Source organism: Negadavirga shengliensis (assembly GCF_042652345.1).
GTDB lineage: Bacteria > Bacteroidota > Bacteroidia > Cytophagales > Cyclobacteriaceae > Negadavirga > Negadavirga shengliensis.
On the sequence record NZ_JBHSJJ010000018.1, the window covers coordinates 1 to 21,465 of the forward strand.

The 21,465-nt window shown below is 45.2% G+C and carries 24 protein-coding genes; 16 read left to right on the forward strand and 8 right to left on the reverse strand.

Annotation, left to right across the window (positions count from 1 at the left end; translation table 11 throughout):
* Positions 1–323 precede the first annotated feature (323 nt).
* Together ACFPFU_RS22105 and ACFPFU_RS22110 are read right to left on the reverse strand one after the other, a co-directional pair.
* Positions 324–1,301: an NAD(P)H-quinone oxidoreductase gene (locus ACFPFU_RS22105; RefSeq protein WP_377068239.1), complete on the reverse strand. Its 978-nt coding sequence runs from the start codon at positions 1,299–1,301 to the stop codon at positions 324–326.
* Positions 1,302–1,307: 6 nt separating this feature from the next.
* A complete protein-coding gene (locus ACFPFU_RS22110; protein WP_377068241.1) occupies positions 1,308–2,111 on the reverse strand; it encodes a universal stress protein in 804 nt (267 codons plus the stop codon).
* Between the two features lie 118 nt (positions 2,112–2,229).
* Here ACFPFU_RS22110 and ACFPFU_RS22115 point away from each other — a divergent pair, with 118 nt between their 5' ends.
* Positions 2,230–2,742: an acyl-CoA thioesterase gene (locus tag ACFPFU_RS22115; RefSeq protein ID WP_377068243.1), complete on the forward strand. Its 513-nt coding sequence runs from the start codon at positions 2,230–2,232 to the stop codon at positions 2,740–2,742.
* Positions 2,743–3,459: 717 nt separating this feature from the next.
* Here ACFPFU_RS22115 and ACFPFU_RS22120 read toward each other — a convergent pair.
* The gene (locus ACFPFU_RS22120) at positions 3,460–3,753 is read right to left on the reverse strand and encodes a Bor family protein (RefSeq protein WP_377068245.1); all 294 of its coding nucleotides are present in this window, start codon (positions 3,751–3,753) and stop codon (positions 3,460–3,462) included.
* 121 nt (positions 3,754–3,874) lie between these two features.
* Positions 3,875–5,152, reverse strand: coding sequence for a hypothetical protein (locus tag ACFPFU_RS22125; protein ID WP_377068247.1), 1,278 nt, complete (start codon positions 5,150–5,152; stop codon positions 3,875–3,877).
* A 138-nt stretch (positions 5,153–5,290) separates the two neighbouring features.
* On the opposite strand from ACFPFU_RS22125, the gene ACFPFU_RS22130 reads away from it, so the two are divergent.
* Positions 5,291–6,067: a hypothetical protein gene (locus ACFPFU_RS22130; RefSeq protein ID WP_377068249.1), complete on the forward strand. Its 777-nt coding sequence runs from the start codon at positions 5,291–5,293 to the stop codon at positions 6,065–6,067.
* Positions 6,068–7,257: 1,190 nt separating this feature from the next.
* The gene (locus tag ACFPFU_RS22135) at positions 7,258–8,898 is read left to right on the forward strand and encodes a M28 family metallopeptidase (protein ID WP_377068251.1); all 1,641 of its coding nucleotides are present in this window, start codon (positions 7,258–7,260) and stop codon (positions 8,896–8,898) included.
* Positions 8,899–8,998: 100 nt separating this feature from the next.
* Here the strand turns inward: ACFPFU_RS22135 and ACFPFU_RS22140 are convergent, their stop codons facing one another.
* The gene (locus tag ACFPFU_RS22140; RefSeq protein WP_377068253.1) at positions 8,999–9,751 is read right to left on the reverse strand and encodes a cupin domain-containing protein; all 753 of its coding nucleotides are present in this window, start codon (positions 9,749–9,751) and stop codon (positions 8,999–9,001) included.
* A gap of 246 nt (positions 9,752–9,997) precedes the next feature.
* On the opposite strand from ACFPFU_RS22140, the gene ACFPFU_RS22145 reads away from it, so the two are divergent.
* From ACFPFU_RS22145 to ACFPFU_RS22160, 4 genes are all read left to right on the forward strand, one after another.
* Entirely contained in the window at positions 9,998–10,255 is a 258-nt protein-coding gene (locus ACFPFU_RS22145; protein WP_377068255.1) for a thioredoxin family protein, read from the forward strand.
* Positions 10,256–11,233, forward strand: coding sequence for a permease (locus ACFPFU_RS22150; protein WP_377068257.1), 978 nt, complete (start codon positions 10,256–10,258; stop codon positions 11,231–11,233).
* A gap of 178 nt (positions 11,234–11,411) precedes the next feature.
* Positions 11,412–11,885, forward strand: coding sequence for a hypothetical protein (locus tag ACFPFU_RS22155; RefSeq protein ID WP_377068259.1), 474 nt, complete (start codon positions 11,412–11,414; stop codon positions 11,883–11,885).
* 125 nt (positions 11,886–12,010) lie between these two features.
* Positions 12,011–12,598 carry a YdeI/OmpD-associated family protein gene (locus ACFPFU_RS22160; RefSeq protein ID WP_377068261.1) on the forward strand — a complete coding sequence of 196 codons (588 nt, stop codon included), beginning with the start codon at positions 12,011–12,013 and terminating at the stop codon, positions 12,596–12,598.
* Between the two features lie 222 nt (positions 12,599–12,820).
* Here the strand turns inward: ACFPFU_RS22160 and ACFPFU_RS22165 are convergent, their stop codons facing one another.
* Positions 12,821–13,297 carry a hypothetical protein gene (locus tag ACFPFU_RS22165; RefSeq protein ID WP_377068263.1) on the reverse strand — a complete coding sequence of 159 codons (477 nt, stop codon included), beginning with the start codon at positions 13,295–13,297 and terminating at the stop codon, positions 12,821–12,823.
* Positions 13,298–13,305: 8 nt separating this feature from the next.
* Positions 13,306–13,701, reverse strand: coding sequence for a DoxX family protein (locus tag ACFPFU_RS22170; RefSeq protein WP_377068265.1), 396 nt, complete (start codon positions 13,699–13,701; stop codon positions 13,306–13,308).
* Positions 13,702–13,819: 118 nt separating this feature from the next.
* Between ACFPFU_RS22170 and ACFPFU_RS22175 the strand changes: the two genes are divergently transcribed.
* From ACFPFU_RS22175 to ACFPFU_RS22210, 8 genes are all read left to right on the forward strand, one after another.
* The gene (locus tag ACFPFU_RS22175) at positions 13,820–14,464 is read left to right on the forward strand and encodes a MarR family winged helix-turn-helix transcriptional regulator (RefSeq protein WP_377068267.1); all 645 of its coding nucleotides are present in this window, start codon (positions 13,820–13,822) and stop codon (positions 14,462–14,464) included.
* A 98-nt stretch (positions 14,465–14,562) separates the two neighbouring features.
* Positions 14,563–15,714, forward strand: coding sequence for an AraC family transcriptional regulator (locus ACFPFU_RS22180; protein WP_377068269.1), 1,152 nt, complete (start codon positions 14,563–14,565; stop codon positions 15,712–15,714).
* Positions 15,715–15,787: 73 nt separating this feature from the next.
* Complete coding sequence (locus ACFPFU_RS22185) at positions 15,788–16,276, forward strand: acyltransferase family protein (RefSeq protein WP_377068271.1); 489 nt, start codon at positions 15,788–15,790, stop codon at positions 16,274–16,276.
* A gap of 38 nt (positions 16,277–16,314) precedes the next feature.
* On the forward strand, positions 16,315–16,956 hold the full coding sequence (locus ACFPFU_RS22190; RefSeq protein ID WP_377068273.1) for an acyltransferase family protein: 642 nt from the start codon (positions 16,315–16,317) through the stop codon (positions 16,954–16,956).
* A gap of 72 nt (positions 16,957–17,028) precedes the next feature.
* The gene (locus ACFPFU_RS22195) at positions 17,029–17,619 is read left to right on the forward strand and encodes a Crp/Fnr family transcriptional regulator (protein WP_377068275.1); all 591 of its coding nucleotides are present in this window, start codon (positions 17,029–17,031) and stop codon (positions 17,617–17,619) included.
* Between the two features lie 79 nt (positions 17,620–17,698).
* Positions 17,699–18,817, forward strand: a complete 1,119-nt coding sequence (locus ACFPFU_RS22200; protein ID WP_377068277.1) for an oxidoreductase — start codon at positions 17,699–17,701, stop codon at positions 18,815–18,817.
* Between the two features lie 123 nt (positions 18,818–18,940).
* Positions 18,941–19,507 carry an RNA polymerase sigma factor SigZ gene (sigZ, locus tag ACFPFU_RS22205; protein ID WP_377068279.1) on the forward strand — a complete coding sequence of 189 codons (567 nt, stop codon included), beginning with the start codon at positions 18,941–18,943 and terminating at the stop codon, positions 19,505–19,507.
* 64 nt (positions 19,508–19,571) lie between these two features.
* Positions 19,572–20,171: a hypothetical protein gene (locus ACFPFU_RS22210; RefSeq protein WP_377068281.1), complete on the forward strand. Its 600-nt coding sequence runs from the start codon at positions 19,572–19,574 to the stop codon at positions 20,169–20,171.
* Between the two features lie 5 nt (positions 20,172–20,176).
* Here the strand turns inward: ACFPFU_RS22210 and ACFPFU_RS22215 are convergent, their stop codons facing one another.
* Positions 20,177–20,566 carry a winged helix-turn-helix transcriptional regulator gene (locus ACFPFU_RS22215; RefSeq protein WP_377068283.1) on the reverse strand — a complete coding sequence of 130 codons (390 nt, stop codon included), beginning with the start codon at positions 20,564–20,566 and terminating at the stop codon, positions 20,177–20,179.
* Between the two features lie 94 nt (positions 20,567–20,660).
* Here ACFPFU_RS22215 and ACFPFU_RS22220 point away from each other — a divergent pair, with 94 nt between their 5' ends.
* Entirely contained in the window at positions 20,661–21,404 is a 744-nt protein-coding gene (locus tag ACFPFU_RS22220) for an SDR family NAD(P)-dependent oxidoreductase (protein WP_377068285.1), read from the forward strand.
* Positions 21,405–21,465 lie beyond the last annotated feature (61 nt).

Genomic DNA, 21,465 nt, shown 5'->3' on the forward strand with positions numbered 1-21,465 from the left:
TTGCCAATTGGTTCATCACCAGTCTGGTCCCCATAATCCCCAAATTGACTGTAGAGAAAAGACTCAAACAAAAGCCCCATCATCAAATACTTTACGACCTGTTCTATGCTTAAGTTAACGGATATGGCATTTGCTTCGGGATCAGTGGACAAATATTTGGTTCTAAAACCGCTGGCTTCCACAAAAGCCTAAGCAGCAACCAAACTGCCCTCCCCAACCACGACGACAACCATGACAACCCAATAAAAACATCCCCTCCCTCATGTCCTCCATGCGATTCATCGGCTGACTTCAATAAATTTAATGAAATTAATCCTTATTCTTTAAGCTAATAACAGGATTTTTCCTATGTGAGAAGAGCTTTCCATGAGGGCATGGGCCTTGGAGGCATCCTCCAACGGGAAACGGGCGAATACAACCGGCTTGATGAGGTCAGGAAATAACGGCCATATCTGGTTCATGAGTTTCCTGGCGATCAGGCCTTTGTACGATACGGATTGAGGGCGCAGGGTGGAACCCGTAATCACCAGCTGTTTGGTCATCACCCTCAGCAAATCCACTTCGGCCATCTTGCCCTGCATGGCATTGATCATGATCAGCCTTCCCCTGGCTTCCAGCAGCCTGATGTTTTTTGGAGCGTAAGTACCTCCGACCATGTCCAGAATAATGTCCAGTCTTTTGTCGCCCAGATGGTCCCTGATGGCTTCTTCAAAGTCAGTGGTCCGGTAGTTGACGGCTAACGTGGCTCCTAGCGACTCACAAAATCTGCATTTCTCCTCAGAACCCGCTGTCACATATACTTTTCCACCCATGGCCGTAATCATTTGAATGGCGGCGACGCCGATTCCGCTGCTTCCGCCATGGACCAATACAGTCTCTCCTTGCGTGAAACGGCCAATGTCAAAAACATTATTCCATACGGTGAAGCATGTTTCGGGCAATGAGGCGGCCTCTGTTAGCTTCACTCCTTCGGGAAGGGTAAGACATTGCTCAGCAGGAGCCACCACATATTCTGCATAACCTCCTCCTGCTATCAAAGCACATACCTCGTCACCCACCTCCCAGATTTTAACCTCAGAACCTAATTTCTCAATGGTTCCCGAAACTTCCAGTCCGGGTATATCGGCGGGGACTCCGGGGGGAGAAGGGTATTTACCCATACGTTGGGCCACATCGGGGCGGTTTACGCCAGCGGCTTTTACGCGGATCAGCACCTCCTTTTCCTGGGGTTCAGGGACGTCTCTTTCCTCAACTTGGAGCACTTCCGGTCCTCCGGGCCTTTGGATCACAACAGCTTTCATGGTGCGTTACTTTATGACCAGCAGGGGGACATGGGTGTGGTAAGCCATTTTAACACTGTGGCTCCTGTTAAACAGAAATTCAAAGAAGGTTTTGTTTTTGGAAAACATGACCAATAGACAATCCGAGACATCTTTCAGGTAATCATCCAGTCCCTTATCGGTTTCTTTTGCGGGGATCCTTAAAAAATGGAACTCACAATCCGGATAAGTTTCATTGAGAAAAGCCTCCAGCCCTTTAAATGAAAGGGTTTTGTTGAAATCTGACTTGGTATCCACATGAATGACCTGATAGGGCAGATTCCAGGTCTCCGTAAGTTCGATAAGCCTTTTGAAAAACACTTCGTTTTCATTGGACAATTCTATGGCAACGGTAATTTCCCTTATGCTTTCAAAGGTTGACCCCGCCGGCACAGCGATCACGGCCACCTCGCTTTCCTTGACTACTGTAGCTGTGTTGGAGCCTATCAGAGTTTTTTTGATACCGCTGGCCCCTTGGGTTCCCATAATGACGAGATCATAATCCCCGTTGTATACGGTGGCATTGATGGCCGTGGATACCGTCCCCTGAACGATCTTGTAATCAATCTGAAGGCCTTCTTCTCTGCCGGTGCCGATTTCTTTTTTCAAGGCTTTTTTGGCATCGCTTTCAATTGCCTGGATGATCTCGGCGGCCTGCGCAGCAAAATCGTATACCGCATAGTAAGCATATAGTAAGGTTATGGAAGCGTCCTGTTGCCTTGCATAGGCTTTTGCAAATTCGAATGCATTTTTAGCATTATCAGACAGGTCGGTAGGAACTAAAATCTTCATCTTTGGGATTTGGTTTTTAAGTTCATTAAATTAATGAATTAATCAGAAACTACCCAATGATATAAGTCATATATATTTGGATAGCGTGCTCCTTTACCTAATCCTCAAAAGATAAGTTATGTTTGAATTTGATCCTGATAAACATTATCCAACAGAAACAGAGAGCAGGGTGGTGATCCGGTTTCAGGACTGCGACCCACTACAGCACCTCAACAATGCCAAATATTTTGATTACTTTTTCAATGCCCGTGAAGACCAGGTACCCAAGCTGTACGGTGTGGAGATGATAGATTTTATCAGAAAATACCATGCCGCATGGGTGGTATACAACCACAATATCTCCTACATCAGGCCCGCTATGGTGGGAGAATGGGTACGCATCATGAGCAGGGTGATCTGGCATGACCACCATTCGGTGCTTGTGGAATATTACATGACCGACGACAGCAAAGAGGAGTTGAAGACGCTGCTCTGGACCACGATGAGATATGTTTCCATTAAGGACGGCAAATCTACAGACCACGGGGGGGCAGTGGTCGATTTTTTAATGGCAGTGTCCGATAACGTGGATATTTCCAAAATCAGCATCAAGGACAGGATAAGGGAGATCAGATCCCATTTGGCTAAATAGGATTTCGTTCGATTTCCTGTTCACACTTTCCCCTTCTCTGGTCCTGAATGCTGAGTGAATAGGGAATAGGGAAAAGAGAACAGGAGTTTTCGTCCGATTCCCCGTCCCCGTTCCCCGTTCCCCGTTTCCTGAATACTTAGTTAACAGTGAATAGGGAAAAGGGAATAGAAGGTTTCCGCCCGATTCCCTGTTCCCTGTTCCCGATTCCCCTTTTTTCTGAATACTCCGTGAACGGTGAATAGGGAAAAGAGAACAGGAGGTTTTTCGTCCGATTCCCTGTTCCCCGTTCCCTGTTCCCTTTTTCCTGAATACTTAGTGGATAGTGAATAGGGAAAAGAGAACAGGAGTTTTCGCCCGATTTCCTATTCCCGGTTCTCTGTTCCCTGTTTCCTTAATACTTAGTGAAAAGTGAATAGAGAAAAGAGAACAGGAGGTTTCCGTTCGATTCCCTGTTCCCCGTTCCCTGTTCCCTGTTTCCTGAATACTGAGTTAACAGTGAATAGGGAAAAGGGAATAGAAGGTTTCCGCACGATTCCCTGTTCCCTGTTCCCTTTTTCCTGAATACTCCGTGAACGGTGAATAGGGAAAAGTTAATGGAAGATTTCCGCCCGATTCCCTGTTCCCTGTTCCCTTTTTCCTGATTTCAAAATGCTCAGAGAATAATGAATAGGAAAAGTAATGGGAGGATTCGCCCGATTCCAGATTCCCCATTCCCCCCTATTTAACCACTTTGGTTGTGGTCGGGGTGTACAGGCCAAAAGTGATGGCATTGATCAACCCATCTACAAAGGTATGCTGGATGGTTACCTCATAATCCTGGCTTGTTCCAGCCATTTGAACCGGATTCGCAGTCTTGATCGGTGCCAGGCCATACACCAGGTAATGGCTTTTGTCCTTTACTTCTACCCCTTTCTGAGGGCCTTGGCCTACCGTATAGGTTTGCGTGTAACATGAGGTGGCCATGCCGCTTATCAGCAAGCCCAATGCAAAAATTACAATCGTTCTTTTCATGGTTTTAAGTTTTGTTAGTCACGCAAATTTCCCCCATATGTATTTCATCTCTTATCCCATGAAAATGGGGTTTTTCTATTGACAATAGGAGATAAGGCTACACATTGATGTGATCGAAGCCTCAAAATTCAAAAATGGTTTCAGCGTGGGAGAAACGGGTATCCTTGATGGCGCCGACTCCTTCAAAACGGTACTGGACACCTATGATCTCCGAAGGAGGATTTTTCAATACCAAATCGTATGCTTCATTCCCGTTTACCATGAAGCGCATATGCCCTTCTTTGCATTCTATATTGAGATGGGTCCATTCACTCATTTCCGCTCCGAACCCGGATAAATCGGCTTCCTGGCTGGTGACTTGGGCGCCTGCTGCAAAAATCCCGATATCACCCACGCATCTTTTGGAAAGCAGCGGAACGATGATCACGTCATTTTTACAGAGAATGAATACGACTACTTTCTGGCAGGCCGCTGAGCCTCGTTTAAAATCATTCCTGACGGTGGTATTAAAAGTGAAATTATCCGTTTTGAGATCGTCCATTTGCCGGACATTCACAACTCTCAACTCGGGAATTTCGGGCTGCATGGATATGCCGGCAGCATTGATCATTTTTGTATTGATTTCCAATACATCGCCTTGCATATAATCCTTCCTGTCCAGATAAAGCGGAACAGGCTGGTTGTGAATGGCAGCCACCCACCCGTCAGAGACGATAAACAGGTCATGTTCCCGGACTACCTGGTCTCCGATGACCAATTTGGCGCTGAAGTATCCCGGATAATAGTAAATGGAAGTATGGTGATGGTTATTTTTTGATACCAACGTCCTTCTTGAAGGATCCCAATTTTGTTGGATATACACCTTTTCAGTGGGCGCTTTGCTGGCGTCATATTCAAATACCACGGAGTTGGGGACGCCCCCGGCAGCAATGGTATTGCTACTAAACTGATAATCCTCCGGGTTGATTTTTGGCGAAGAGCTCAGGACCAATAACACAAGGACTGCCACTGCCATCACGGAAGAGGCCACTATCAGCCGGGATTTGCTACTTTTTCCGTTCCACATATAACGGGCGCGGCTTTTTAAAATCCCTGACGCTTGGGCCACCTTTTCTTCTGTGGGGGCATTTTCAAGCCGGTTTCTATAGGCCCGCCAGTTGTCGTGGCCAAGGAATTGCGCCAGGGTATTCAGCGTATTGATGGTAGGTTCGCTGGTATATTTTACCTTGCCCCAAATCCGTTTCAAAGTGGTGACGCTCAGGTTTACGTTTGTTTTTTCCCAGATATGCTCACTCAGTTTTCGAAAATCACTGCTCGTCCAGTGCTTGCTGCTTCCCCATCCCAAAACTTTTTCTATTTCACGGGTACATTGGGTAATATAGGATTTGTCGTCGGACATAAGCGAATTTATTATTGTTTGAACAAACTTGTACAGACTTGAACAAGCTGCAAATAGGAAAATGAACGGTTGTCCATTAAAATTGACCAACGATCCATTTGTCTTGTTTTAAACACCATAAAGTTACTTAAAGAATCCATGAAAAAGTTAATGTCATTCAATTCCGCCCGGGCCATATATCATCTTGCGGTAATGATGCTCGGTTTCTTATCTTTTAACTGTTTTGCGCAGGATAACATGACGGTTGTTTTTGATTCTTTCCACCGGAAAATAGACAATCCAAATGCCCCCAGCCTATATCAGTTCTTCAATGAAGAAGTCTTTGGCCCGGAGGATCAAAAAGCGCTGCAAACAACACTTGTTGACCATCTGTCTGAGATTGAAGGTAAAACATTGGCAGGAAAGAAGGGCTTGGTGATCTTCTCTCCCAACCAATCCTACAAAGCTTCTGAGAAAAAAGCCATTGTTGATTTTATTGAATCGGGAGGTTCTTTATTGTTGATTTTTGATGAAGAAAGGAGAACACCCTTAAAAGAAACCGGGATAAATGAGGTCATCAGCCCCTTTGGAATCAAACTTACCGATGATGCTCCGGTCAGGCACAATTGCGGAGCATTGGTGGTCAACTGGGATGTTTGTTCCCAGGCTTGGGAGTTGCCTTACAGCGGCGGGCGGTCCGTTCAGGGAGGGAAGGTGATCAGCCGGGTTTATGATCGGGGAGATTATGTGCACAGTGCCTTCGTGGAGACAAGCCGGGGCGGTAAAATCATCGTCATGGCTGATGGAATGACCGGCCTGTTGATGGGAGCGGAAGATGGGATAAGGTTCAGTGGAACCGGCCCAATGGATTCCAAATACTGGGGGAAGCATAGCAGGGAATTTATGGGAGAGATTTTGAAGTTTTGGTTGAATTGAATTCGGTTTTTTTAGGGGATTTATCGTTCGGGGGATTTTGTCCGATTTCCTGTCCCCGTTTCCGATTCCCTGTTTCCTGAATACTCCGTGAATAGGGAATAGGGAAAAGAGAACAGGAGGTTTCCGTCCGGTTTCCTGTTCCCGGTTCTCTGTTCCCTGTTTCCTGAATACTCCGTGAATAGGGAATAGGGAAAAGTGAATAGATGGTTTCCGCCCGGTTTCCTGTTCCCGGTTCTCTGTTCCCTGTTTCCTGAATACTTAGTGAATAGTGAATAGGGAAAAGAGAACAGGAGTTTTCATCCGATTTCCTGTTCCCGGTTCACTGTTCCCCGTTTCCTTAATACTTAGTGAAAAGTGAATAGGGAAAAGAGAACAGGAGTTTTCGTTCGATTCCCTGTTCCCGGTTCTCTGTTCCCCGTTTCCTTAATACTTAGTGAAAAGTGAATAGGGAAAAGAGAACAGGAGGTTTCCGGCCGGTTTCCTGTTCCCGGTTCTCTGTTCCCTGTTTCCTGAATACTTAGTGAATAGTGAATAGGGAAAAGAGAACAGGAGTTTTCGTTCGATTCCCTGTTCCCTGTTTCCTGAATACTTAGTGAAAAGTGAATAGGGAAAAGAGAACAGGAGGTTTCCGGCCGGTTTCCTGTTCCCGGTTCCCGGTTCCCCGTTTCCTGAATACTTAGTGAATAGTGAATAGGGAAAAGAGAACAGGAGTTTTCGTCCGATTCCCTGTTCCCGGTTCCCGGTTCCCCGTTTCCTGAATGCTCCGTGAACAGTGAATAGGGAAAAGATAACAGGTGTGTTTCCGCCCGATTCCCTGTTCCCGGTTCTCTGTTCCCCGTTTCCTGAATACTTAGTGAAAAGTGAATAGGGAAAAGAGAACAGGAGTTTTCGTCCGATTCCCTGTTCCCGGTTCTCTGTTCCCCGTTTCCTGAATACTTAGTGAAAAGTGAATAGGGAAAAGAGAACAGGAGTTTTCGTCCGATTCCCTGTTCCCGATTCCCTGTTCCCTGTTTCCTGAATACTGAGTTCCCCTTTCGTTTCTGAATAGCAAAATGGAAATGCTAAACATCCCCCGGATTTGTCCAGAAAAACCTGTCGCGCTATGATATTTTCATTTATTTAACCATCTTGGTGATACGGAATAAAAAGTTAAGTTGACGGTCCACTTATCCTACCAACATCACATACCCATGAGAATATCTGTCTGCACATTCATCTCCGGCTTTTTGTTGATGACTTCCTGCGGGAACGGGAAGGAAGACCGATCCTATCAGATCCAGGTTTCTGATCTGGAAACCCATCTGATCGAACTTTCTTCGGACGAATACATGGGCCGCATGCCCTTCACCGATGGAGAAGTCCTCACCGTCAATTATCTGGAAAATGAATTCCGCAGCCTGGGACTACAGCCCGGCAACGGGAATTCCTATTTTCAGGACGTGCCCATGGTCTCCATCAAAACCAACCCTGCTGCCGGCATGAGTATTCGGTCCGGTAAGGGCAATCTGCAACTGGAAGGTTTAAAAGACTATGTGCTCTGGACCCAACGGGAAGAAGGTCCCCCGCCGGTGGAGGATGTGGAGATCGTCTTCGCGGGTTTCGGTATCGTGGCGCCGGAATATGGCTGGGACGATTATAAAAACATGGATGTGAAAGACAAAATCGTCATGGTGCTGGTCAATGATCCCGGTTTCGGCACGGAGGACGAATCCCTGTTCAAGGGCAATACCATGACCTACTATGGCCGCTGGACTTACAAGTACGAGGAGGCAGCGCGACAAGGTGCTCTGGGCACCTTAATTGTGCACAATACCATTCCTGCCGGCTACGGGTTCAACGTGATACAGAATTCATGGAACACCACCAAGCTTTACCTGGACCAAAGAGGTAAGGAAAGCTATCGGCCGGTATTTGAAGGCTGGGTGACCTTGCCCGTGGCCAACCGTCTTTTTGAACTGGCCGGCATGAACGCCAGCGAAATGCTGGCCAAATCCAGAAAGCCCGATTTTCAGGCTGTTCCTATGGGGTTAAAAGCAAGCACTTCCATGGAAGTACAGGCCACTTACGATGTTACCAAAAACGTCATTGCCAAAATCGAGGGGAAAACCCGCCCGGATGAATATGTCATCTATACCGCCCATTGGGATCATTTGGGCTATGGAAAACCCGATGAAACAGGGGACTCCCTATACAACGGCGCCCTGGACAATGCCAGCGGCACGGCTGCTCTCTTGGCTTTGGCCAAGGCATTTAAAGAAGAAGCCCAACCGGAACGGACCGTGGTTTTTCTCTCCGTAACAGCGGAGGAACAGGGACTTTGGGGTTCGGCTTATTACGCGGCCAATCCGATTTACCCCAAAGAAAAAACCGTGGCCAACATCAACATGGACGGTATCAACCCTTATGGAAAAATGAAAGACGTATCGTTGATCGGAATAGGGCAGTCGGAACTGGAGGATATTCTGGAAGACGAACTGGAAAAAGTCGGACGGTATGCCGCTCCGGAACCTACGCCTTCGGCGGGATATTATTTCCGCTCTGACCATTTCAATTTTGCCAAGATCGGCATCCCGGCCCTGTACATAGGCACCGGCATAGACCATATGGAAAAAGGTAAGGAATACGGAAAGGACTTGCAGGACAATTATACCGCCGAATATTACCACAAGCCCGGTGATGAATATGATCCCGGGCGCTGGAACCTGGATGGCGCCGCAGAGGATGTACAACTGCTCTTTTCAGTGGGAAAAAGGCTGGCCAATTCGGATAGCTGGCCCCAGTGGAAAGCCAATTCCGAGTTCAAAGCCATCAGGGACGCTTATATGAAGTAAGTGGGAAAACGAAAGAATCTGTGTGCCTATGGGCTACCCGTAATTTTAAAAAGGAAAGGACCAAGGACACACAGATTTTTCAGTTTCAAAGAAGGTAACATTACATAAAATATTTTTTCAGGTCTTTGTCATGCCCAAGCCACTGGGCAAGCCTGGCCAGACCATTGACAACAGGCGCTTGGACGACGGCAGGAATACCTCCAAAATAGGTTTCACTGTAGCCCAGCAACAATGCCATATGCCAAGGATTTTCTGTCATATCTTCCTGCATTAGCCCGTCATTTTCGAGGCCGTATCCTATTCTTATGGTTTTTTCAAGACCTCTTGCGGGTATGGTTTTTACCAAAAGATTCGATTTGCCGGAGGTGGGGTTGTGGAAATAATGTTCCTCACTTTTCCTGGCAGTCACAGTTTGACCTTTTTCCAAGTAAATGGCTTCACCGTTTAACCCAATTTCAACCTGTCCTTCTATCACCGTAAACTGTTCATCGAAGGTGGTGTGATAGTGCCAGCCATTACCACCCCCAGCTTCCAGTTCCACAAGAATCTCCTCATAAGCTCCCCCGGTTTCTTTGCCTGTTTTCAGAAAAGTAACGGCGTAGTTGCCGCTGGGATTATAAAGGGTTCTGTCCTGTCGGTTTCCGACGGTAAGATCCAAAGGAGGTAATGCGACAGATAAAATTAACAATGTCAGGTAAAGAAATAACGGAGGTGCAAGTACAGTATACGCTATCTTTATAAAGATACTGGTAGGGAGTCTCCAAATATAAAGGAGACCAAGCGGAAATAACAAAAGACTAAAAACATACCATCGGTTGTTTCTGGCTGGGATTTGTGCGGTTGTTGCGTTCATAGCAGATATGGTCAATTATCGTGTAAAATTCCCGGTTCTGTGCCGCAAAACAAATCCCATATGTATGTTGTTTTTGCTGCTATTATTGTAGGAAATATTCCTAATTGTGTGCAGATATGCGATAGGTTTGATGCTGATCTCTAAAGGGTTGGCAATTTTGGAAATAAATGAGCGCGCAAAGTTTGCGTCTTTTTATGCTTCCTCCCGACTACAGGGTAAAATGTTTAATTTCAAAACGCATCTACCATGCTTATCGACATTAAAATTCTCCATTCTCCCTGTTGTGGTTCAGCTTCTCCGCTGCGTCAGATAGTGGAAACCGCTGCTTCAAAAGCAGGTGTAAAAGTTAATATCGCAGAACTGTCCGACCTCCAGGAGGTTGTCCAATATGGCACCACCAGTTTCCCATCAATAGTCATAAACGGCCAGGTAATGGATTTTAAGGAATTTAAAGATCCCGACAAACTGGTGAACCTATTTGAAAAACAAAAAATCAGTGTTTAAATGATGGAAATATTGAAAGATGGGTTGGGGGCCTTGGCTGACAACCTGGTATTTGAATGGTTGGATTGGGATAGGGGGCTTTGGTACGCTGAAGCCCTCCATTACTTCATCATGGCTTTTTCCCAGATAGGGGCCCTTTTGGTAGCGGTTGTGTACTTCATGCAAATCCTGACCAGCTACCTGTCAATGGATAAAATCAGGTCTTTTCTGGAAAGAAATAAAAAAATGGGTATGGGAAATGTTATTGCCGCACTACTGGGAGCGTTCACCCCCTTTTGTTCTTGCTCTTCCATACCGCTGTTTGTGGGCATGATGCAAGCGAGGGTGCCTTTGGGGATTGCACTTTCCTTTTTGATCTCCTCGCCATTGGTCAATGAGGTGGCCATCGCCATATTCTGGGTGAGTTTCGGGTGGAAAGTAACCGTAATCTATGTCCTCACGGGAATCTTGTTAGGGGTTGTCGGCGGAATGGTGCTTGACCGGTTGGGGTTCGCAAAATATGTGGCGGATTGGCTCCAAAATCTGGCTTATGTAGAAGTGAATCCGGATAAAAACAGAGCGACATTGTCTCAGAGGATGCCCATGATTCACGCTGAATCGATAAAAACAGTAAGAAGGCTTTTACCTTATGTTTTTATTGGTTTGGCAGTGGGCTCATTTATACACGGGTATGTCCCCGCATCTTTTTTTGAGACCTATATTTCCAGGGAAAATCCTTTCGCCGTACCACTGGCAGTAGTGTTGGCTATTCCACTTTATATAGATGCGGTGGGAATATTACCGGTCATTGAATCTATGGTGGGGAAGGGCCTGCCGTTAGGTACGGCCATAGCATTTATGATGGGATCGATCGGGCTTTCACTACCAGAAGCCCTGTTGCTCAAAAAAGTGATGAAAAAGCGGCTGATTGTCGGGTTTTTTGTAACGATTGGTATCGGTATGGTGCTCTCCGGATACCTGTTTAACCTGTTGTTTTGAAAATAACAAAAGGAACCAATAACCCGTATGAGACAGTTATTTTTGAGTCCGTGCCCAACAAATGTTCCTGGAGAGAATCCCAGGTGCATGGACAACTTCTTTGGAAACTCCCCTGAGCAAAGCAGGCGCCCTTGCTTTGCTCAGGGGAGTTTTGGAAATGTACTGATAAAATATTGATATGGAAAACCTATCCAGCAGGTTGTTGACGTCTATTTATTTGGCACTGGTATTTTATTGTATCGGGGCAATAATGATTGAAAATGAGGTAAATTACCGGACCTGGTTGCTGGTTGGTGCCGAGGAGTTCCCTGCCTTCCATACCACTTTTGATGAGTTGCTCTTTCCTTTTTTTAAGCTGCCACTTGCGCTGTGTCTTTTTTTTAGCTTTTTGCTGATGGCAATTAAGCCCCCGAGAAAGTATCTGTTGATTTATATAGTCAATTTTGCGGTGTTGACCTACTTTCTCGGAATATCCTTGTGGCTGCAGGTCCCTATTCATGAACAGCTTAATGAGCAGCATTCTACCGGACAGATTCTAAAATTGATCGACAACAACAGGCTTTATCGCTCGCCGGCGGTAGTTTTGATGCTGGTTTCGAATTTTTATTTGCTTTATGTTTCTATAGACAGGAGAAATTCAACAACCGTTTAGCCTGGTTCAGTTTGATAGCAATGGATTACCGTTATGGATGGGCAGATTATGAAAAATCAAAAGCTCCTGACACAGGGCTGTCACTGTCCGGTTTAACTTTCGGATAAATTATTAAATAGAAAAAAATGGAAAAAAACAACGGCATACCGGCTATGCCCTTTACATCCAGAGAAGATTGGCGCAGATGGCTGGAGGATCACCATACAGAAAAGTCCGCTATATTTATGATCATCTATCGCCAGAAGAGCCAAATTGCTTCCCTAACCTACGAAGAAGCGGTGGAAGAAGCCCTCTGCTTCGGCTGGATCGACAGCAAGGCGAATAAGCGGGACGCAGACAGCTATTACCTGTATTTTGCTCCCAGAAACGCCAAAAGCAGGTGGAGCAAAATCAACAGGGATCGGGTGGCCAAAATGGAGTCCCAGGGATTAATGAGACCAAGTGGCCAGGAACTCGTTGATCTGGCCAAATCAACCGGAACTTGGGAAGCCCTAATGGATGTAGAAAACCTGGTGATACCGGCAGACCTTCTGCACCTGCTCGACAGCAAGCCGGAAGCATCCAAGAATTTTCAAGCCTTTTCTCCATCTTCCAGAAAAATAATTCTGGAATGGATTATGAGTGCGAAAAGGCCGGAGACAAGACAAAAAAGGATCATGGAAACTGTAAGGTTGGCAGAAATCAATGTCAAGGCCCACCATCCAGGACGTTAGTTTCTTAGGCATCCTGTTTTATAACATCGTGATCCAAGGCATTTCACCCTGATAGTTTTTTCCTTCAGGAGTTGTGCTTTGATTCCATGTGTTTATAATTGATTTTTAGTGGCCACAACTTGTCCCGCACCTCAGCTCGGGATAGCCTCCTCGCACGCTTCCCTTCCCCGCTATCGGGGCATCCCAATATGTGGCGTTATCGTCATGCTCGTTTACGTTACTTCAATTAAACTTAAATATACTTAATGTAAATATGGTCACGAAGAATGCCATTTGAATGACATGGGCCAGTCTGATATGTCTTCTAATCTTCATCAATTGGGCGGCAAAACCATCTTCCGAGGGGTTGGTTGCCAGGTGTTTTTCCAGGGTTGACCCCAACTTTCTTCTCACACCGAACCCGTTGATGATGATGAGCACCAGGATTCCCATTTTTATTTGGAACCACATTTGCCGTCCCCAGACCTGATGCAGGTACACCATCATGGTTATCCCTGAAACGAGGATCAAAAGCATACCTATTTCCATAGGCTTTTGCAGTCTATGAAAGCCGTCTGCCATCACCATTCCTTTGGATTTGTCCCCTTGATAGGTTTTCCAGAATTGGCGAAAGGTCGTAAAGTCAATAAAAGTCGTGCCGGCCATCATGGCAATTCCGACAATATGGGTGACCAAGGCAATGTTATATATCGTCCCCATTTTTTTGTTTATTTGGTATGGATCAGATTGTTATGTTTTTCAGCATGTTCCTGTTTATATACATACTGCACACAAACAGCTACCAGAACAAAATCCGCTGCCACGAAGACAATCTGGGAAACAGGATCATTGCTGCATATATGGGCTATGAATGCGGAAATCATGGCTATGCCAAATCCTGCATAAATCCATTCCTTTATTCTTGATGGGACTTGGGGGACCAGAAGAAGAATCGCCCCTATGGTCTTTGCGATGACCAACTCAATCCTGAAATAGTCCGGGAAACCAAGCAGCCGCAAAGCTTCAGGGTTTGAAAATGAATAATAGGCACTAAAGAGCATGAAGAAGCTTATGAACCCTTTTGCCACCCAATAAAGCGTTTTCTTTTTTTCAGTTCTTGCCATTTTTCAAATAATTTAATACGTAAACGTTGTTAATTTTACAAATATAATACGATAACGTAATAATATAAAGAGATTTGTATTAATTTTTTTAAATTTACTCCGTAACCGGACTAGAAATATGAACAAGACCGTGGTATTGGTCAATGAATGGGGCAAGTTTGAGGCCAGCCATCCTGACGGAAACATCGATGATTTTTGCAGGTATTACCTTGCTCAAAAGCAGGGTAGAAAAGTAAACGGTCCGTTGGTAGGGGGGGTAGTACCCCATTTTATTGACGGTCTTTTGATGAAAATAATCGGAAGGATCAGCAAGCTGAACATGTCATACGCCAATATGGCGCTCAAAGGCACGGGATTAAACCAGATTGAGGAATTTGGTATTTTGGTGACTATCCTGCAGGAAGAAAAACCAAAAAAGACCGAAGTGATTTATGCCAATTTGTTTGAACTGTCCAGTGGCTCGGATATGCTCAACAGGATGAAAAAGAGAGGCTTGATCAGGGAATATGATGACAAGGAAGATAAAAGATCCAAAAGAGTAGCCCTTACAAAAAAGGGAGAGGAAGTTGTGGAACTGTGTCGGGAAAGGATCACAAAAAATGCCAAAATGATGACCCATGGTTTGTCCGATGATGATAAAGAGCTTTGTGTTCAATTGCTGAAAAACATCGAAATCGAATTTTCGGCACTTTGGCCCAGACACCGGGGTAAGTCTTTTGAAGAGGTGTATGGCAGTGTAATGGGTGGATCGGATCAAAAATGAATAAAAATTTCCTCTTTCCAAAGGATGAGTTGAATCATGAGCATCTGTGGTCTCTGTTTTTGTTGATGCAGAGGTCAAATGTTTTCCCGTTTTAAGCTATGCCAGACGAGTTTGATTATTTCCGGTTTGATTTTTTTACGGCCATCATCCTGACGGGGGTGGCACAAGGTATATTTCTTTTTGTACTGCTCATTCCAAAACCCCACAAACAGCCGTTTCACTTCCTTATCCTTGCCCTTTTTTCCCTTTCATGTTCCCTGATCCTTTTGGAAATATTTTTAGGTTACAGCGGTCTAATGGCGCGAACCTTGATCCTCGTGGATTTTTCGGAACCTTTGGTCTTTGCCATAGGTCCGCTTGTTTTCTTATTGATCCGCAGTATGGGCGGGAAAGTGTACAGCAAGAGGGAATTCCTGCATTTCATTCCGTTTGTTTTTTATGTCTTTTACCATTTGCCGTTTCTTCTGGAAAACGAAGCGGTCAAATTCAATTCCTTTTTGAACGCATTTTACCCCCATCAATCTTTAATTGAGGCTGTTTACCAATTTCCTGTAGATCCGTTTCATATCCGAAGAAACCTTGATTATCTGATCTTTTTTCATTTAGGTTTTTACCTGATCTTATCTTTTCTCCTTCAAAGAAAGTTAAAAGAAAGCGGCCAAAGTAACCCTTATTTTTTGTCCTGGACAAAGGTACTCATTGGGTTTTTTGCGGTGGTGGTGACATTGTACCTGTTGGTAAGGGCCAGTTTTCAGAATGATCTGGGGGATCATCTCCTGGGTTCGTTTCTGACCCTGATGCTTTACTTTGTCAGCTATAAGATGCTGACGGATTCCGGTTTTTTTCAGCCTTTAGTCCAGTTGAAATATGAAAAATCCAGCCTGAGTGAGGACAGCAAACAGGTGATTTTAAACAAACTGAAAGTACTCGAAGGGACAAAATTTTATGTGCAGCCTTCCATGAGTCTGGGGACATTGGCAAAGCAATTAAACACAACGCCGCATTATTTGTCACAGGTGCTTAATGAAGCCGTGGGCAAAACCTTTTTCGAATATATGGGCCAATTAAGGATAGAAGAAGCCAAAAGGATACTTGCTGATCCGTCTACGGTTCATCTGAAAATCGAGGAAATCGCTGAAATGAGCGGGTATCTGTCCAAGTCTGCATTCAACGCTGCCTTCAAGAAAAATGCCGGTACTACCCCGGGAGAATACCGGAAATCTGCCGGACACTTGGGTGCGGGTTTATAGGCAAGCACTTCTATCCGAACGGTAAAGTTCGTATCCATCACCCTGGGTAAGTTTCTTTGTCAAAAAAGAAGCTATGAACACACCATTAAAAATGAGACGCTATGAACTGGATTGGTTGCGGGTAATCGCATTCGCACTACTTGTGTTTTTCCATACCGGAATGCTCTTTGTCAGCTGGGACTGGCATATCAAAAACAATGTGATCAGTGAAGCCATAAGATGGCCGATGCTTTTCCTCAGCCAATGGAGGATGTCTCTGATTTTTCTGATTTCCGGTGCAGGCGTCTACTTCGCCATGGGGTATAGAAGTCCGAAGGTGTTTGCCTTGGACCGCTTAAAAAGAATATTGGTTCCCCTGTTGGCGGGAATGATTCTGGTCATACCCCCACAAGTTTACCTGGAGCGTTTGGACCAGGGTGCAGAATGGGGTTATTTGAGGTTTTACCTTACCATTTTCAGATTTGAACCCTACCCGGAGGGGAATTTCAGTTGGCATCACCTCTGGTTTTTGGTGTATATATTGAGTTACAGCTGGTTTTGTTGCCCATATTGCGTTACATAAGACAAGGGAAATACACCTTCAAAACCCTTCATGGCAGTATGATTTTACTGCTTCCCGGCCTCTGGCTGGGAGTGGGGGAAGCTTGGTTGAGACCTCTTTTTCCCACTACCCATGCCTTTTACAATGATTGGGCCAGCCACTTTCTGTATATCAGTATTTTTCTATTGGGTTTTGTTATCGTTTCTTCCAGCCATTTGCAGGAACGCATCCGGAATCTGAGATGGTATGCCCTGGGCACAGGGTTGCTGCTTGTGACTGTTTTATACACCCAGTTTTGGATATCTGAAACAGGGTTTGCAATGATGGGACCGAGGGTGTATAGGTACATTATCTCAATAAACCGCTGGTGCTGGCTATTGGCCATTTTAGGCTTTGCTTTCCGGCATCTCAACAAAAAATCGGCTTACCTGCCCAAATTAAATGAAATGGTTTATCCTTTTTATATCCTCCACCAAACCGTCATCATCCTTCTGGGTTTTTTCGTCAAGGACCTGGCTTGGACAGTGGGCGAAAAATTCAGCGTGGTCGTGATCGCTACTTTTATGATTTGCTATGGGACCATCAGGTACTTTATCATGAAATTTGATTTTCTCCGCCTGCTTTTTGGCTTAAAACCCATTCAACAAAAACAGTTGCCATACGTTAAGGATTCTATTGAAACGGGGAACATCCCTGCCTGAAGTCCTTTTTTGCGATAATATTGAAAAGAAGCTAAAGTAAAAACCTGACCAGTCATCTGAATTTAGGGAATAATGAAGACAGTCGAGGATATAGTCAGCAAACGGTTCAGACAGCATCTCCAAAAATCCATCACACTGAATGATGCGGATTTTGAAGAAATCATAAAGCGGTTTACCCTGAGGGAAATTTCCAAAAAGGAATATCTGATAAGACCGCTTCAGGTATGCAGGTATGAAAGCTATATTGCAAAAGGTCTTTTTCAAACCGCGATCACGGATGATTCCGGAAGGCTCCATACCTTGTATTTCCCCCATGAGGACTGGTGGGTAGGGGATTTTAAAAGTTTTAAAAAAGAAGAAGGGTCATCTATGGAAATTCAGGCTTTGGAGGATTCGGTCCTGCTACAGATATCCAAGCCGGACCTGGAGAATCTGTACAGGGATTTGCCGGTTTTCGAGAGGTTCTTCAGGATATTGAATGAAAACGCCGGAATCGCTCTTCAGGACAGGATCGTACAGAATTTTTCCGTGAATGCAGAGAAGAAATACCTGGAATTTCAAAAAAAATATCCAGAGATTCAGCATCGCCTGTCGGCCAAAAGAATAGCCAGTTTTTTAGGGGTGACCCCTGAATATTTCAGTCAGTTGCTTAACAAAAAATAAAAAAAGAGACTTAAGGTAGTTTAAGTTTTTTGCAAAAAGTCAGGGGTAGTTTTGGGTCTAAGAACAAAATAACAGACCCATGAAGACTTTATTTGACCCATCATCCATCAATTCCCAAGTAATCAAAAACCGGTTTTTGGTGGCTCCAATGACCCGTGTGAGCGCGGATTTGAAAGGGGTGCCCACGATGGAAATGCAGGAATATTACACCGCATTTGCTGTGGGGGGCTTTGGAGGGATCATCACAGAGGGAATCTATACTGATGACCATTATGCCAGAGCTTATCCCAATCAACCTGGGCTGGTGCATTGGACACAGGTAGAAGCCTGGAAAAGGATCACAGCCAAGATAAGAGACCAAAATGCACTGGTCATAGCCCAACTGATGCATGCAGGATCCATATCACAGGCTCTGGCCAAGACCAAAGCACCGTCTGAAATCATTCCTTTGGGAAAGAAGTTAGGCCATTATGGGGGAGGAGATGGGCCCTTCCCCGTCCCCGAAGCAATGGGTGAAGACGATATCCGTCAGGTCATTAATGGTTTTGTATCATCGGCCGAGAATGCCCTCGCAGCCGGTTTCCATGGAATAGAACTGCATGCCGCCAACGGCTATCTTCTGGATCAGTTCCTGACGCCCTACCTGAACCTAAGAACGGATGAGTACGGAGGCACCATGGACAACAGGTTCAGGGTCATTTGTGAGATCATCGCCGGCATCCGAAACCAGGTGCCGGCAAACTTTATCGTAGGACTGAGGATTTCTGAAGGAAAGGTCAATAATTTGGCATACAGGTGGGAAGGGGGCAGCAAAACTGCCAAAGCTTTGCTACATGAAATTCAAAAATCGCCTGTAGACTACCTTCACATAGCTGCTGAGCATTTCGGATGGGAGGGGGAATGTCTATATCCTGATGGCAGCTCCCTCACGGGATTGGCCAAAGAGATACTGGACATTCCCGTGATCGCCAATGGGAAAATGGCGGACTTAAGTCTCTCCCAAAAGCTATTGGATACAGAACAGGCCGATCTTTTTGCCATAGGCAAAGAAGCATTGTCCAATCCGGACTTTGTCCACAAAGTGGCTAACAATATGGAGATCGTTCCTTTTGACAGCAGACTGCTCTATCCTAATCCCTCCCTGTTTTCCGATCAAAAATACAGGAAGTATTTGATGCATACGACTTCTTTGTGTTGATCGTTGTGGAGGTTTAATGTGTTCTCTTGAATTTTTTTTACGGTTGTAAGGAAAAAAGATAATGAATCATGCGTCTTTCCGTGCGGTTTTTCGTCTATAAAAAAGTTTTAACTTTGAAAAACCATGAAGCAGCGTTTTTATCAACTATGGAAGGATCTACACAGTCAACTTGAGGGCTTTGTCTACCAGAAGGTGAGGGACACCGATTTGGCGAAAGACCTTATTCAGGAGGTGTTCATCAAGGTTCAGGCTCATAGCCATACGTTAAAAGACGATACCAAGGTAACTTCCTGGATTTTTCAGATCACCAGAAATGTGATAGCAGACCATTACAGGCAAATCAAAAAAGAACAAAAGGTAGCATTGCCTTCAGACCCGGTGGGTGAAGACATACTTCTGGAAAATCATACCGATGCGGTGACAGAGGAATTTGCCCAGTGCATCCTTCCTTTGATTTGGATGTTGCCTACCAAATACCGGGAGGCCCTGCTGCTTTCCGAAATAGAAGGCATATCCCAGAAAGAAATGGCCGACAAGCTGGGTATTTCTTATTCGGCCGTCAAATCAAGGGTGCAAAGGGGCAGAAAGCTGTTAAAAGAAATGCTGATGAAGTGCTGCGAAATAGAGACGGACTGCTATGGAAATGTGATTGATTATCAGCGAAAACCGTTTGCGGAAAAGTTTTTCTAAATTTTTTGCACCCCTACCCGTGTCCCTACGTCTCTGGGATGAAATCAAACTTAATACAGGAAAAATGGAAACGGGCTTTATCATTACTATAATCAGCATGTTGTTGTTTGTGGTTTTGGCCACTTATGATGGGATTTACCTGCATCTGATCAAATACCGGCTGCACGTGCATCCGGAGAGCAAATTTGAGCATATGGTACATACAGCACGAGCAATTTTGTTTCCCCTGATCCTCTACTTTCTTTATTTATCGGATGCCCTGGTCTTTTTTTATATAGGGTTGGCGTGGGTATTTTTGGATATCCTGACCGTGGCTGTAGATGCTTATGCTGAAGGAGACAGCAGAAAATTTATGGGCGGCTTACCACGATGGGAATATATCCTTCATCTCTTTGTGAACGGGTTTCATTTTGCCTCCATTGCTGTGTTTTTGGCTCTAAAGATCCAAATTGGCGAAAACCAGCTGGAAATCGTTACTGACTTTGAAAGTATCTCAACTTACCCCGCTTTTGAATGGTTGATAAAAAATCTGATTCCCGGGGCGGCCCTGATGGGCATACTGCATGTCGCACTGAATTTCAATCAACCCCAACAAACGTGGGATAGGTTGCTGGGCCGCTTTTCAGTTTTGCGCCCGGCCCGACAGAAGGAAGCCATAAAATAGGACGGTCAAACCTGGCCGTGGGCGGCGGAAGGCGGGTCACCGTCAATGGCCCTGCGGTGCTTTTCACCCCATTCTGAAATGCTGTTGAGCATAGGTTCCATGGAACGGCCCAAATCGGTCATTTCATATTCGACCCTGGGTGGAACCTCGGGGTGCACGGTCCTTTTGACCAACTGGTCTGCTTCCAGTTCCCTTAGTTGTGAAACCAGCATCCGCTCAGAAATGTCCGGAATATGCCTCAGCAGTTCACTGTAACGGAGTTTTCCATTGATCAGCAACCTCCATAGTATATTGGACTTCCACCTGCCGCCGATCAGAGACAGCGCGTAGCCCATTCCACAGGTGGCGTTGATTTTTTTTTCGTTCAAAGCGTTAGAAGAGGTTGTTTTTCTCATTTCTTTAATATTCGTAAGTACCTGATAATTTTGTTAGTACTTACAAAAGTAAAGTTTGATGGGTAGGTTTGCAAGCATAAAAACTTACGATATCATGAAAAATCTAACAGGAAAAGTAGCTTTTATTACAGGGGGAAGCCGGGGAATGGGAGCTGGGATCGCCAAGCGGTTATCCGATGCAGGAGCTTCTGTTGCTTTTACCCATTCGGGAAAGAGCGAGGACAAGGCCCATAAAGTACTGGAGGCTATAAAAAGCCACCGGGGCACCGCGATGGCCATAAAAGCCGATAATGAACATCCGGATGAAATCATCCGGGCGATGGAAGCCGGTATGGAAGCGTTCGGCCCCATCGACATTTTGATAAATAATGCCGGTATTTTTTCTCTGAAGCCTATTGGGGAATATGGGGTTGATGAATATGATCAGATGATGAAGATCAATGTCAAAGCGGTTTTTGTGGCATCGCAGTTCGCGGCTAAAAATATGGAGGAGGGCGGGAGAATCATCAATATTGGCAGCAATATGGCCGAACGCGTTTCCTTCCCTGAAGCAAGTCTTTATTCCATGAGCAAATCGGCCCTGATAGGTTTAACCAAGGGAATGGCGAGAGACCTTGGTGAAAGGAGAATCACAGTCAATTTAATCCAGCCAGGGCCGGTTGATACGGATATGAATCCGGCGGACAGCGATCATGCGGCTTCGGTTTTAACTTCAATGGCAATCAAGCGGTACGGAAAAGTAGAAGAGATAGCAGGGCTGGTCGCCTATCTGTGTAGTGACGAGGGCAGCTTTATCACCGGCACATCCATTACCATTGATGGTGGGTATAATATTTGATTATGCGAAAAGGAGGGGTGTGAATCCCCCCTTTTTGTCTTGGTCAATTTCCGGATATGGA

Excerpts from the sequence above, each read along its gene's own strand:
- ACFPFU_RS22105 (WP_377068239.1), bottom strand. The coding sequence starts at position 1,301 with ATGAAAGCTGTTGTGATCCAAAGGCCCGGAGGACCGGAAGTGCTCCAA.
- ACFPFU_RS22110 (WP_377068241.1), bottom strand. The coding sequence starts at position 2,111 with ATGAAGATTTTAGTTCCTACCGACCTGTCTGATAATGCTAAAAATGCA.
- ACFPFU_RS22115 (WP_377068243.1), top strand. The coding sequence starts at position 2,230 with ATGTTTGAATTTGATCCTGATAAACATTATCCAACAGAAACAGAGAGC.
- ACFPFU_RS22120 (WP_377068245.1), bottom strand. The coding sequence starts at position 3,753 with ATGAAAAGAACGATTGTAATTTTTGCATTGGGCTTGCTGATAAGCGGC.
- ACFPFU_RS22125 (WP_377068247.1), bottom strand. The coding sequence starts at position 5,152 with ATGTCCGACGACAAATCCTATATTACCCAATGTACCCGTGAAATAGAA.
- ACFPFU_RS22130 (WP_377068249.1), top strand. The coding sequence starts at position 5,291 with ATGAAAAAGTTAATGTCATTCAATTCCGCCCGGGCCATATATCATCTT.
- ACFPFU_RS22135 (WP_377068251.1), top strand. The coding sequence starts at position 7,258 with ATGAGAATATCTGTCTGCACATTCATCTCCGGCTTTTTGTTGATGACT.
- ACFPFU_RS22140 (WP_377068253.1), bottom strand. The coding sequence starts at position 9,751 with ATGAACGCAACAACCGCACAAATCCCAGCCAGAAACAACCGATGGTAT.
- ACFPFU_RS22145 (WP_377068255.1), top strand. The coding sequence starts at position 9,998 with ATGCTTATCGACATTAAAATTCTCCATTCTCCCTGTTGTGGTTCAGCT.
- ACFPFU_RS22150 (WP_377068257.1), top strand. The coding sequence starts at position 10,256 with ATGATGGAAATATTGAAAGATGGGTTGGGGGCCTTGGCTGACAACCTG.
- ACFPFU_RS22155 (WP_377068259.1), top strand. The coding sequence starts at position 11,412 with ATGGAAAACCTATCCAGCAGGTTGTTGACGTCTATTTATTTGGCACTG.
- ACFPFU_RS22160 (WP_377068261.1), top strand. The coding sequence starts at position 12,011 with ATGGAAAAAAACAACGGCATACCGGCTATGCCCTTTACATCCAGAGAA.
- ACFPFU_RS22165 (WP_377068263.1), bottom strand. The coding sequence starts at position 13,297 with ATGGGGACGATATATAACATTGCCTTGGTCACCCATATTGTCGGAATT.
- ACFPFU_RS22170 (WP_377068265.1), bottom strand. The coding sequence starts at position 13,701 with ATGGCAAGAACTGAAAAAAAGAAAACGCTTTATTGGGTGGCAAAAGGG.
- ACFPFU_RS22175 (WP_377068267.1), top strand. The coding sequence starts at position 13,820 with ATGAACAAGACCGTGGTATTGGTCAATGAATGGGGCAAGTTTGAGGCC.
- ACFPFU_RS22180 (WP_377068269.1), top strand. The coding sequence starts at position 14,563 with ATGCCAGACGAGTTTGATTATTTCCGGTTTGATTTTTTTACGGCCATC.
- ACFPFU_RS22185 (WP_377068271.1), top strand. The coding sequence starts at position 15,788 with ATGAACACACCATTAAAAATGAGACGCTATGAACTGGATTGGTTGCGG.
- ACFPFU_RS22190 (WP_377068273.1), top strand. The coding sequence starts at position 16,315 with ATGATTTTACTGCTTCCCGGCCTCTGGCTGGGAGTGGGGGAAGCTTGG.
- ACFPFU_RS22195 (WP_377068275.1), top strand. The coding sequence starts at position 17,029 with ATGAAGACAGTCGAGGATATAGTCAGCAAACGGTTCAGACAGCATCTC.
- ACFPFU_RS22200 (WP_377068277.1), top strand. The coding sequence starts at position 17,699 with ATGAAGACTTTATTTGACCCATCATCCATCAATTCCCAAGTAATCAAA.
- sigZ (WP_377068279.1), top strand. The coding sequence starts at position 18,941 with ATGAAGCAGCGTTTTTATCAACTATGGAAGGATCTACACAGTCAACTT.
- ACFPFU_RS22210 (WP_377068281.1), top strand. The coding sequence starts at position 19,572 with ATGGAAACGGGCTTTATCATTACTATAATCAGCATGTTGTTGTTTGTG.
- ACFPFU_RS22215 (WP_377068283.1), bottom strand. The coding sequence starts at position 20,566 with ATGAGAAAAACAACCTCTTCTAACGCTTTGAACGAAAAAAAAATCAAC.
- ACFPFU_RS22220 (WP_377068285.1), top strand. The coding sequence starts at position 20,661 with ATGAAAAATCTAACAGGAAAAGTAGCTTTTATTACAGGGGGAAGCCGG.